This is a genomic window from Streptomyces sp. NPDC093598, assembly GCF_044764825.1.
In the GTDB taxonomy this organism is placed as follows: Bacteria; Actinomycetota; Actinomycetes; order Streptomycetales; family Streptomycetaceae; genus Streptomyces.
Genome location: NZ_JBIWIV010000001.1, coordinates 914582 through 926453, shown reverse-complemented (window position 1 = coordinate 926453; position 11872 = coordinate 914582). Strand labels below are relative to the sequence as shown.

The window sequence follows — 11872 nt, the reverse complement described above, 5'->3', positions numbered from 1 at the left end:
GGCGTGAGTGATGTGCGACATGTGCTGGTGCTGCCCGACCGTGACGCGGCGGAAGAGGTGGTGGACGCGCTGCGGGAGCGGTTCGGGATCGTCGAGGAGCCGCAGCTGGTGCGGGACGCGCTGGCCGGTGAGGACGATGCCGAGGACGCGCAGTGGCTGGTCGTCCTGCGGGACGAGGACGGGCGGCTGGACCCCGGGGAGCTGGACCGGTTGGCCGGCGAGTGGGAGGGCTGGCGGGAGGAACCGTAGGCCTCCGGTCTTCCGGGGGTGCGCGTCCCGGTCCGTCGGGGCCGCTGTCAGTGGCGCGTGGGATGCTTGTCGCGATGGCCAGGAACACTGCGCATGACGACCCTCTCGCCCCGGTGACGCTCGCCGTGGGCCAGGAGGAGCTGCTCCTCGACCGCGCCGTGCAGGAGGTGGTGGCCGCCGCGAAGGCCTCCGACGCCGACACGGACGTACGGGACCTGACCCCCGACCAGGTGCAGCCCGGCACGCTCGCCGAGCTGACGAGCCCGTCGCTCTTCGCGGAGCGCAAGGTCGTGGTCGTACGCAACGCGCAGGATCTGTCGGCCGACACGATCAAGGACGTGAAGGCGTATCTCGGGTCCCCCGCCGAGGAGATCACCCTCGTGCTGCTGCACGCCGGCGGGGCCAAGGGCAAGGGGCTGCTCGACGCGGCGCGCAAGGCGGGGGCGCGTGAGGTGGCCTGCCCGAAGATGACGAAGCCGGCGGACCGGCTGGCGTTCGTGCGGGGCGAGTTCAGGACGACGGGGAGATCCGCCACGCCGGAGGCCTGCCAGGCGCTCGTCGACGCGATCGGCAGCGATCTGCGGGAGCTGGCCTCGGCGGTGTCGCAGCTGGTCGCGGACGTCGAGGGGACGATCGACGAGGCGGTCGTCGGGCGGTACTACACCGGGCGGGCCGAGGCGTCGAGCTTCACGGTCGCCGACCGGGCGGTCGAGGGGCGGGCCGCGGAGGCCCTGGAGGCGTTGCGCTGGTCGCTGGCGACAGGGGTGGCGCCGGTGCTGATCACGAGTGCGCTCGCGCAGGGCGTCCGGGCGATCGGGAAGCTGTCGTCCGCGCGCGGGGGCCGGCCGGCCGATCTCGCCCGGGAGCTGGGGATGCCGCCGTGGAAGATCGACCGGGTGCGGCAGCAGATGCGCGGCTGGACTCCGGACGGGGTGTCGGTCGCGCTGCGGGCCGTGGCCGAGGCGGACGCGGGGGTGAAGGGCGGGAGCGACGACCCCGAGTACGCGTTGGAGAAGGCAGTGGTCACCATCGCCCGGGCGGCCCGCTCCAGGGGCCGGGGCTGACCGTCCCGGGCCCGGCCGGACCCAGGCCTGTGCGGGCTCGCTGCAAGGGGGGAGCCAGCTGTCCCCAGGCCTTGGCGAGGCCTGCTCCCGAGGGCAGGGCCTGTCAGGTCGAGGCCCCGCTAGGCCAGCTTCAAGATCCGGGGCTGATCGGACTCTGGCCGGCTCGCTCCCAGGGGGCGGGGTTCACAGGCCCCTGTCCGGTCGGGCCCGTCCCCGGCCTCGGCTCTCCTGGGCCCCTGCTCCGAGACCTCCGAGACCGTGCCTCCGCTCAGAAAACCAGCTCCCCCATCCCCAGCAGGTTCCCCTCGCTGTCGTGGAACCAGGCGCCGCGTTCACCCCGCGCGCCCTTGCTCGGGTAGTTCCCCTCGATCTCGGCGATTCCGCCCCGCGTGCGGAAGCCGGGCGCGTCGACCTCCTCGAACACCACGCCGCGCCGCTTCAGCTCCTCGACCGCCGCCTCGATGTCCTCCACCTCCAAAGCCATCTGCGTGAAGGTGCCGGGCGAGGTCCCCGTCGACAGGAAGAGGACGAACTCCGCGCCGCCGCACCGGTACAGCAGCCCGCCGGGGCGTTCGTCGACGGGATCCAGACCGAGTTTCTCGGAGTAGAAGCGCCGCGCCCGCTCCAGGTCCTGGGCGGGGAGCCGGGTCGCCGCGCGGACCAGGGCCGGCGCGCTCGTGTCGTCTGCGTCCATGTCTCCACTGTGCCGTGATCGAGTCGCCCTCCTCCTGCCGGAGAGGAGAATCGGGTGTATCAGCCGTACGTCGCCGAGTGACGGAGAGGTGGCGAAGGCCATGGCTGAACACCCGCACGCAGCGCTGGTCCGCAAGGGATTCGAGGCCTTCTCGCAAGGGGACATGGACACCTTGCGGGAGATGATGGCGGCGGACGCCACCCACCACGTGCCCGGGAATCACCCGTTGTCGGGCGACTTCAAAGGGGTGGACTCGATCATCGAGATGTACGAGCGGCTCGGCGCGGAGACCAGCGGGACGATGCGCGCCGAGCTGATCGGCATCTGTGTCGACGGGCGCGGTCACGTGGTCGGCATGAACCACTTCACGGCCGAGCGCAACGGCAAGCGCCTCGACGACACCGGCTGCATCATCTTCCGGATCGTCGGCGACAAGGTCACGGACCTCGACGAATGCGTCGAGGACATCGACAAGAACAACGAGTTCTGGTCCTGAACGGGCCGAAGGCCCCGCCGGCCCGCTCTGGGGAAGAGCGGAAGGCGGGGCCTTCGGTTCAAGCTGCTGGATCCGCGCCCGCGTGGCGAACGCAGGCCGCGCGCGGATCCGAGGGGTGCCGGACGGGAGCGGATGAGAGAGGGCCCGCTCGATTCCCTCCGGCGTCACATCAAATGTCAGCCCTTGAGCGCTTCGACCTTCTGAGCCAGCGCCGACTTCTTGTTGGCGGCCTGGTTCTTGTGGATGACGCCCTTGGAGACGGCCTTGTCGAGCTGACGCGCGGCGACGCGCTGGTACTCGGTGGCCTTCTCGACGTCACCCGCGGCAGCAGCCTCACGGGCCTTGCGGATCGCGGTCTTGAGGGAGGACTTGACGGCCTTGTTGCGCTGCCGCGCCTTCTCGTTGGTCTTGATCCGCTTGATCTGGGACTTGATGTTCGCCACGAATGAGCCTTCTCAGGTTCTGGCACGAGGCCGCACGGACACCGCACGATTCCCGTACCGGGTGATTTCTTGGGGCGTGCCTCCTGCGAGAGGGCACGAGGCACAGCCACCCAGGCTACCAGCGGCCCCTTCCACGGCCCAAACCCGTCCGTGGTCCCCACCCGTGGGACCATGGAGGCTACGTATCGATCCGACCCGAGACCGCAGACACTGCGGACGCCTCAAGAATCAGGACCCTGCGTGCCCGCGATCCCCAGCCACGTGCCCGAGCCGAGCCGTACCGACCCGGCTCTGATCCGCAACTTCTGCATCATCGCGCACATCGACCACGGCAAGTCCACGCTCGCCGACCGGATGCTCCAGCTGACCGGAGTGGTCGAGCAGCGACAGATGCGCGCCCAGTACCTCGACCGCATGGACATCGAGCGCGAGCGTGGCATCACGATCAAGTCACAGGCGGTGCGTCTGCCGTGGGCCCCCACCCACGACAAGAACGACACGCACATCCTCAACATGATCGACACCCCGGGGCACGTCGACTTCACCTATGAGGTCTCGCGGTCGCTGGCCGCCTGCGAGGGCACCGTCCTCCTGGTCGACGCCGCCCAGGGCATCGAGGCGCAGACCCTCGCCAACCTCTACCTGGCGATGGAGAACGACCTCACGATCATCCCCGTGCTGAACAAGATCGACCTGCCGGCCGCGCAGCCCGAGAAGTTCTCCGAGGAGCTCGCCAACCTCGTCGGCTGCGACCCGGACGACGTCCTCAAGGTGTCCGCCAAGACCGGCCTGGGCGTCGAGGCGCTGCTCGACAAGGTCGTCGCGGAGATCCCCCCGCCGGTCGGTGTCGCGGACGCTCCCGCCCGCGCGATGATCTTCGACTCGGTCTACGACTCCTACCGCGGTGTCGTGACGTACGTCCGTGTCATCGACGGCCAGCTCAACAAGCGCGAGCGGATCCGGATGATGTCCACCGGCGCCACGCACGAGCTGCTGGAGATCGGCACCAACTCGCCCGAGATGCTGCCGGCCGACGGTCTCGGCGTCGGCGAGGTGGGCTATCTGATCACCGGCGTGAAGGACGTCCGCCAGTCCAAGGTCGGTGACACCGTCACCAGCCAGCACAAGGGGGCCACGGAGGCGCTCGGGGGTTACAAGGACCCCAAGCCCATGGTCTTCTCGGGCCTGTATCCGCTGGACGGCTCGGACTACCCCGAGCTGCGCGAGGCCCTGGACAAGCTCCAGCTCAACGACGCCGCGCTGGTCTACGAGCCGGAGACCTCCGCGGCCCTTGGATTCGGTTTCCGCGTCGGCTTCCTCGGCCTGCTGCACCTGGACGTGATCCGGGAGCGGCTGGAGCGCGAGTTCGGCCTCGACCTCATCGCCACCGCGCCGAACGTGGTCTACCGCGTCCTCATGGAGGACGGCACTGAGCACACCGTCACCAACCCGAGCGAGTTCCCCGAGGGCAAGATCTCGGAGGTCTACGAGCCGGTCGTGCGGGCCACCATCCTGGCGCCCAGCGAGTTCATCGGCTCGATCATGGAGCTGTGCCAGACCCGGCGCGGCACCCTGCTCGGCATGGACTACCTCTCCGAGGACCGGGTCGAGATCCGCTACACCCTGCCGCTCGCCGAGATCGTCTTCGACTTCTTCGACCAGCTGAAGTCCAAGACCCGCGGCTACGCCTCGCTCGACTACGAGCCCACCGGCGAGCAGACCTCCAGCCTGGTCAAGGTCGACATCCTGCTGCACGGCGACAAGGTCGACGCCTTCTCCGCCATCACGCACAAGGACGCGGCGTACGCGTACGGGGTGCGGCTCGTCGCCAAGCTGCGGGAGCTCATCCCCCGGCAGGCGTTCGAGGTGCCCATCCAGGCGGCCATCGGCTCGCGCGTCATCGCCCGCGAGACCATCCGCGCCATCCGCAAGGACGTCCTCGCCAAGTGCTACGGCGGTGACATCTCCCGTAAGCGGAAGCTGCTGGAGAAGCAGAAGGAGGGCAAGAAGCGGATGAAGATGGTGGGTTCCGTGGAAGTTCCGCAGGAGGCCTTCATCGCCGTCCTGTCGAGCGATGACAGCGCGGGGTCGGGCAAGGGCAAGAAGTAATCACGGATTACTGAGGGTTACACCGCAATCCGGGTGAACAGGGGCCCGCCGTGCGAAAGTGCGGCGGGCCCTGTGCGTACGTGGGGTAGCTCTCTGTACGAAGTGACAGGCCGCGGACCCTTACGCAGGGGCCGGTCGCCCTTTACTCTGATCCCTGCTCGATAGTTACTCGCGAGTTAAACAAGGGCTCGCGAGTGAACCCAGCCGCACCTGAGCCAGCCGCACCGTCGCGGGCCCCGGAGGATGTCGTGAGCGACACACAGACCCTGATCGAGAACCGTCCGCCCTCCGTGGCGGGCCTCTTCCTCGAGCGCGTGGCGGCCACGCCGGACGCCGAGGCCTACCGGTATCCGGTCCCGTCGTCGACGGGCCAGGGACCGGACGAGTGGAGGTCGCTGAGCTGGGCGCAGGCCGCCGAGCGGGTCTACGCCATCGCGGCCGGGCTCATCGAGCTGGGCGTGCAGCCCGAGCAGCGCGTCGCCCTCGCTTCCAGCACCCGGATCGAGTGGATCCTGGCCGACCTCGGCATCATGTGCGCCGGCGCCGCCACGACCACGGTGTATCCGCAGACCAACGCCGAAGAGTCCGCGTACATCCTGGCGGACTCCGAGAGCCGGGTGCTGATCGCGGAGAACGCCGAGCAGCTGGCCAAGGCGAAGGAGAAGCGCGCCGAGCTGCCCGAACTGACACATGTCGTGGTGATCGACGCGGCCGGGGTCGAGACCGCCGACTGGATCCTCACCCTGGACGAGCTGGAGAAGCGCGGCGCTGCCCGGCTGGAGAAGGACCCCGGCCTGATCAGGGAGCGGGTCGGCGCGATCGGCAAGGACCAGCTGGCCACCCTCATCTACACCTCCGGCACCACGGGCCGCCCCAAGGGTGTGCGCCTGCCGCACGACAACTGGTCCTACATGGCGAAGGCGATCGCCGCGACGGGGCTGGTCAGCGCCGAGGACGTGCAGTACCTGTGGCTGCCGCTCGCGCACGTGTTCGGCAAGGTGCTCACGTCCGGGCAGATCGAGGTCGGGCACGTCACCGCCGTCGACGGCCGGGTCGACAAGATCATCGAGAACCTGCCGGTGGTGCAGCCGACGTACATGGCGGCCGTGCCGCGCATCTTCGAGAAGGTCTACAACGGCGTGGCCGCGAAGGCCCGGGCGGGCGGCGGCGCCAAGTACAAGATCTTCCAGTGGGCGGCCGAGGTGGCCCGCGAGTACGCCAAGGCCGCGCAGGACAACTTCCGGCGGACCGGAACCGTGTCGGTGCCGTTCGGTCTCGGCGCGAAGCACAAGGTCGCCGACGCGCTGGTGTTCGCCAAGATCCGTGAGGCCTTCGGCGGGAACCTGCGGGCGTGCGTCTCGGGTTCCGCCGCGCTCTCCCCGGAGATCGGCTACTTCTTCTCGGGCGCCGGCATCCACATTCTGGAGGGCTACGGCCTGACCGAGTCCTCGGCGGCGTCCTTCGTGAACCCGGGCGAGGCCTACCGCACCGGTACGGTCGGCAAGCCGCTGCCCGGCACGGAGGTGCGGATCGCCGACGACGGCGAGATCCTGCTGCGCGGCCCGGGCATCATGGAGGGCTACCACAAGCTGCCCGAGAAGACCGCCGAGGTGCTGGAGCCGGACGGCTGGTTCCACACCGGGGACATCGGCGAGCTGTCGCCCGACGGCTATCTGCGGATCACCGACCGCAAGAAGGACCTCATCAAGACCTCGGGCGGCAAGTACATCGCCCCGGCGGAGGTCGAGGGTCAGTTCAAGGCGGTGTGCCCGTACGTGTCCAACATCCTGGTGCACGGGGCCGACCGGAACTTCTGCACGGCGCTCATCGCGCTGGACGAGGCCGCGATCACCGAGTGGACCAAGGAGAACGGCCTCGAGGGGAAGTCGTACGCGGAGATCGTCGCCGCGCCGGTGACCGTCGAGATGGTCGACGGGTATGTGAAGCAGCTCAACGAGGGGCTTCAGCGGTGGCAGACCATCAAGAAGTTCCGGCTGCTGCCGCGGGACCTCGACGTGGAGCACGGTGAGATCACGCCGAGCCTGAAGCTGAAGCGGCCCGTTGTGGAGCGGGAGTACAAGCATCTGATCGAGGAGATGTACGACGGCTCCCGCGAGCGGTAGCAGGGGGCCTCAAGCCCCCGGACCGACCCGGCGTCGCAGCTCCTGGACCTCCGCCTCGAGGCGTTCCACCTCTCGGCCCTTGCGGTAGAGGTCCAGGAAGACGCTGACCTTCGCCGTGAGGACCCACGGGTCGAACGGCTTGGTCAGGTAGTCGGCGGCGCCGGTCGCGTAGCCGCGGAAGGCGTAGCCCGAGTCGTCGTCCGCGCCGGTGAGGAAGATGATCGGGACGTCCCGGGTCTGGTCGAGGCGTTTGATGTGGGCGGCCGTCTCGAAGCCGTCCATGCCGGGCATGCGGATGTCGAGCAGGACCAGGGCGATCGGCTGCCGCAGCAGGGCCTTCATCGCCTCCTCGCCCGAACGGGCGCGCACCAGCGGCTCGTTGAGGGAGGCGAGGACGGCCTCCAGGGCGGTCAGGTTGTCCTCCATGTCGTCGACGAGGAGGATTCCGGCGCGGTCGGGGTGAGTGGCCGCGCTGCTCATGCCTCTTCTTCCGTGCCCTCGGGGTCCAGCAGTCCGCACACGACCGTCAGCAGGCCGTCGATGTCCACCGGCTTGGGCACGTAGTCGTTGGCGCCGCGGGCGATGGACTTCTCCCGGTCGCCGGGCATCGCCTTGGCGGTCAGGGCCACGATCGGCAGGTCCGCCCAGCGGGGTGTGCGGCGGATCGCGGAGATGGTCTCGTAGCCGTCCATCTCCGGCATCATGATGTCCATCAGGATCAGTTCGACGTCGGCGCTGCGCTCCAGCGTCTCGATGCCCTCGCGGCCGTTCTCCGCGTACAGCACGGTCATGCCGACCCGGCCCAGGACATGGGTGAGGGCGAAGACGTTGCGGATGTCGTCGTCCACGATCAGCACCCGCCGCCCGGCCAGGATCCGGCCCGGCCTGCCGGACGTCCACGCCTCCAGCTTGGTCGGCGCGGGCCACGTGTCGTCCGTGTCGTGCGCGACCGGGAAGGCCCCGGCGGCCGGCTGGAGCGGCAGGGGCAGGTCGGTGCGGTCCTCGGGGAGCGGCACGGGGGCCGGGTGACCGGGGCTGACGACGGGGACGTAGAGGGTGAACGTGGAGCCCTTGCCGGGTTGGCTCTCGGCGACGATCCGGCCGCCGAGCAGGCCCGCGATCTCCCGGCTGATGGACAGGCCGAGGCCGGTCCCGCCGTACTTGCGGTTGGTCGTGCCGTCGGCCTGCTGGAACGCCTCGAAGATCACCGGGAGTTTCTCCGGCGCGATGCCGATGCCGGTGTCGGACACGGCGAACGCGACGACGTCGTCGGTGTCCCGGACTCCTCCGCTCTCGGCTTCCCCCGAGCGGGGGGATCCCCATCGGTGCTCGGCGTCCTGCACCCGGTCCACCCGCAGCTCGACCTTGCCGTTCGCGGTGAACTTGATCGCGTTGGACAGCAGGTTGCGCAGGATCTGCTGGAGCCGCTGCTCGTCCGAGTACATCTCGCGCGGTACGTCCTCCCCGACCGCCAGTTCGAAGGCGAGCCCCCGGTCGATGGTCAGGGGCCGGAAGGTGGCGTGGACGTAGTCGAGCAGCTTGATCAGCGGGAGCCGCTTGGGGCGTACGTCCATCCGGCCGGCCTCGATCTTCGACAGGTCCAGGATGTCGTTGATCAGCTGGAGGAGGTCCGAGCCCGAGCGGTGGATCGTCGTCGCGAACTGCACCTCCTGGTCGGAGAGACGGCCGTCCGGGTTGTCGGAGAGCAGCCGGGCCAGGATCAGCAGGGAGTTCAGCGGGGTGCGCAGCTCGTGCGACATGTTCGCCAGGAACTCGGACTTGTACTGGGAGGACGTGGCCAGCAGGGCGGCCTTCTCCTCCAGTTCGGCGTTGGAGCGCTGGAGTTCGCCCTGCTGCTTCTGGAGTTCGTCCGAGCGCTCCTGGAGCTGCATGGCCAGGCGCTGGGACTCGCCGAGCAGGGACTCCGTGCGGGAGTTGGCGATGATCGTGTTGATGGCGACGCCGATGGTGTTGACGAACTGGTCGAAGAACGCCAGGTGCACATCGGAGAAGCGGGAGAACGAGGCGAGTTCGATGACGCCGAGGAGCTTGTCCTCGAAGAGGATCGGGATGATGACGATCGTGGTCGGAGCCGCCTCGCCCAGCCCGCTGTTGATCTTGATGTAGTCGGGCGGGGCGCCCTCCACCAGGATCCGCTTCTTCTCCCGGGCCGCCTGCGCGACCAGACCGTGCACCGGGAGGCCGCCGGTCTCGACGGTCGCGTCCTGGGCGGCGCCGTAGCCGGCGATGAAGGCCAGGCCCTTGATCGGCACGGTGGTCCGCGGAGCCGCGCTGTCCTCGTCCGCGTCGGCCAGGTAGAACGCGCCGTACTGGGCGTTCACCAGCGGGGTCAGCTCGCGGAGTATCAGGTCGGCGACCTCCATCAGGTCGCGGTGCCCCTGCATCAGGGCGGCCAGGCGGGCCAGATTGGACTCCAGCCAGTCCTTCGCGCGGGTGGTCTCGCGGAGGTTGGCCACCATCAGGTTGATGTTGTCCTTCAGCTCGGCGACCTCGCCCTGCGTCTCCACCGTGATCGAGCGGGACATGTCGCCCTGGGCCACGGCGGAGGCGACCTCCGCGATCGCGCGGACCTGGGTGGTGAGGTTGGAAGCGAGTTCGTTGACGTTCGTCGTCAGGCGCTTCCAGGTGCCGTAGACGCCCTCGACCCGGGCCTGGCCGCCGAGCCGGCCCTCGCTGCCGACCTCGCGGGCCACACGGGTGACCTCCGAGGAGAAGGAGGACAGCGTGTCGACCATGGTGTTGATGGTGGTCTTGAGCTCCAGGATCTCGCCGCGCGCGTCCACGTCGATCTTCCGGGACAGGTCGCCCTGCGCCACCGCCGTCGCGACCTGGGCGATGTTGCGTACCTGGGAGGTGAGGTTGTCGGCCATGTAGTTGACGTTGTCCGTCAGGTCCCGCCAGACGCCCGAGACGCCCAGCACCTGGGCCCGGCCGCCGAGCCGGCCGTCGGTGCCGACCTCGCGGGCGACGCGGGTCACCTCGTCGGCGAAGGCGCGCAGCTGCTCCACCATCGTGTTGACGGTGTCCTTGAGTTCGAGGATCTCGCCGCGCGCGTCGACCGTGATCTTCTTCGACAGGTCGCCGTTGGCGACGGCCGTCGTCACCTGGGCGATGTTGCGGACCTGGGAGGTCAGGTTCAGCGCCATGAAGTTGACGTTGTCGGTGAGGTCCTTCCAGACCCCGGAGACGCCCCGGACCTGCGCCTGGCCGCCGAGGTTGCCTTCCGTGCCGACCTCGCGGGCGACGCGGGTGACCTCGTCGGCGAAGGCGGACAGCTGGTCGACCATCGTGTTGATCGTGGACTTCAGCTCCAGGATCTCGCCCTTGGCCTCCACCGTGATCTTCTTGCCGAGGTCGCCCTGGGCGACGGCGGTGGAGACGAGGGCGATGTTCCGCACCTGGGAGGTGAGGTTGTCGGCCATGAAGTTGACGTTGTCGGTGAGGTCCTTCCACACCCCCGAGACGCCCCGGACCTGCGCCCGGCCGCCGAGGTTGCCCTCGGTGCCGACCTCGCGGGCGACGCGGGTGACCTCGTCGGCGAAGGCGGAGAGCTGATCGACCATCGTGTTGATGGTCGACTTCAGCTCCAGGATCTCGCCCTGCGCGTCGACCGTGATCTTCTGGGACAGGTCGCCGTTGGCGACGGCCGTCGTCACCTGGGCGATGTTGCGGACCTGCGAGGTCAGGTTCGACGCCATGAAGTTGACGTTGTCGGTGAGGTCCTTCCACACCCCCGACACGCCCCGCACCTGCGCCCGGCCGCCCAACCGGCCCTCGGTGCCGACCTCGCGGGCCACCCGGGTGACCTCGTCGGCGAAGGCGGACAGCTGGTCGACCATCGTGTTCACGGTCAGCTTCAGCTCCAGCAGCTCGCCGGTCGCCTCCACCGTGACCGTGCGGGTCAGGTCGCCGCGGGCCACCGCGGTCGTCACCGCCGCGATGTCCCGGACCTGGGCCGTCAGCCGGGACGCCATGGTGTTGACGGCCTCGGTCACGTCCCGCCAACTGCCCGACAACCCCTGCACCTTGGCCCGGCCGCCGAGCCGCCCCTCGGTGCCGACCTCACGGGCGACCCGCGTCACCTCGCCCGTGAACAGGGACAGCTGGTCCACCATCTTGTTCACGGCCCGGCCAAGGTGCCGCAGATCGCCGCGCAACTGGCGTGTGCCGTCGTGCAGATCCACCCGCTGGGTCAGATCGCCGCCGGCCACCGCGTCCAGGACCCGCGTGGCGTTCGCCGCCGGGGCGACCAGGGCGTCGAGCAGTTGGTTGACGTCGTTGACCCGGGACGTCCACAGGCCCTGCCCCGGAGACGCGGAGAGCCGCTCGTCGAGCCGGCCGTGCCGCACCAGCTCGCGTCTGACGCGCTGCACCTCGGAGGTGAAGTGGACACTGCGGTCCATGATCTGGTTGTGGACCGCGGTGAGTTCGGCCACCATCCCATGGCCGGATTCTGGCACCTTGGTGAAATCACCGTCACGTGCCGCTGTCATGGCGGCGAGCAGGGGACGCAGATCGGATGCACGAATCTGACCGTCTTCGTACCGGTCTTCGACCACAGGAGTAGCACGGTTCTCACTCATGGCGGCCCACTTCGGTAACTCGGCGCTTATGGGCGTGGTCAGTCTGTCACTCTGTCGGCATCGACTGTGGCGTATTCGTACGAACTGCCC

The 11872-nt window shown here is 69.1% G+C and carries 9 protein-coding genes; 5 read left to right on the top strand and 4 right to left on the bottom strand.

Features of this window, described 5'->3' with window-relative positions:
* Positions 1 to 3: 3 nt before the first annotated feature.
* Positions 4 to 249 (top strand): hypothetical protein, encoded by a 246-nt coding sequence (locus ACIRDU_RS04320; protein WP_403574204.1) that lies wholly within the window; start codon positions 4 to 6, stop codon positions 247 to 249.
* Between the two features lie 74 nt (positions 250 to 323).
* Positions 324 to 1313 carry a DNA polymerase III subunit delta gene (holA, locus tag ACIRDU_RS04315; protein WP_403574201.1) on the top strand — a complete coding sequence of 330 codons (990 nt, stop codon included), beginning with the start codon at positions 324 to 326 and terminating at the stop codon, positions 1311 to 1313.
* A 268-nt stretch (positions 1314 to 1581) separates the two neighbouring features.
* On the opposite strand, the gene ACIRDU_RS04310 is transcribed toward holA, so the two are convergent.
* The gene (locus tag ACIRDU_RS04310; RefSeq protein WP_403574198.1) at positions 1582 to 2007 is read right to left on the bottom strand and encodes a VOC family protein; all 426 of its coding nucleotides are present in this window, start codon (positions 2005 to 2007) and stop codon (positions 1582 to 1584) included.
* A 100-nt stretch (positions 2008 to 2107) separates the two neighbouring features.
* Here ACIRDU_RS04310 and ACIRDU_RS04305 point away from each other — a divergent pair, with 100 nt between their 5' ends.
* Complete coding sequence (locus ACIRDU_RS04305) at positions 2108 to 2503, top strand: nuclear transport factor 2 family protein (protein WP_403574196.1); 396 nt, start codon at positions 2108 to 2110, stop codon at positions 2501 to 2503.
* Positions 2504 to 2679: 176 nt separating this feature from the next.
* Here the strand turns inward: ACIRDU_RS04305 and rpsT are convergent, their stop codons facing one another.
* Positions 2680 to 2946 carry a 30S ribosomal protein S20 gene (gene rpsT, locus ACIRDU_RS04300; RefSeq protein WP_403574193.1) on the bottom strand — a complete coding sequence of 89 codons (267 nt, stop codon included), beginning with the start codon at positions 2944 to 2946 and terminating at the stop codon, positions 2680 to 2682.
* 240 nt (positions 2947 to 3186) lie between these two features.
* On the opposite strand from rpsT, the gene lepA reads away from it, so the two are divergent.
* Positions 3187 to 5055, top strand: a complete 1869-nt coding sequence (gene lepA / locus ACIRDU_RS04295) for a translation elongation factor 4 (RefSeq protein WP_403574190.1) — start codon at positions 3187 to 3189, stop codon at positions 5053 to 5055.
* A 248-nt stretch (positions 5056 to 5303) separates the two neighbouring features.
* On the top strand, positions 5304 to 7178 hold the full coding sequence (locus ACIRDU_RS04290) for an AMP-dependent synthetase/ligase (protein ID WP_403574187.1): 1875 nt from the start codon (positions 5304 to 5306) through the stop codon (positions 7176 to 7178).
* Positions 7179 to 7187: 9 nt separating this feature from the next.
* Here ACIRDU_RS04290 and ACIRDU_RS04285 read toward each other — a convergent pair whose 3' ends face one another.
* Complete coding sequence (locus tag ACIRDU_RS04285) at positions 7188 to 7658, bottom strand: two-component system response regulator (RefSeq protein WP_403574184.1); 471 nt, start codon at positions 7656 to 7658, stop codon at positions 7188 to 7190.
* Positions 7655 to 11782 (bottom strand): HAMP domain-containing protein, encoded by a 4128-nt coding sequence (locus tag ACIRDU_RS04280; RefSeq protein ID WP_403574182.1) that lies wholly within the window; start codon positions 11780 to 11782, stop codon positions 7655 to 7657. Before ACIRDU_RS04280 ends, ACIRDU_RS04285 begins: the two co-directional genes overlap by 4 nt.
* Positions 11783 to 11872: the final 90 nt, after the last annotated feature.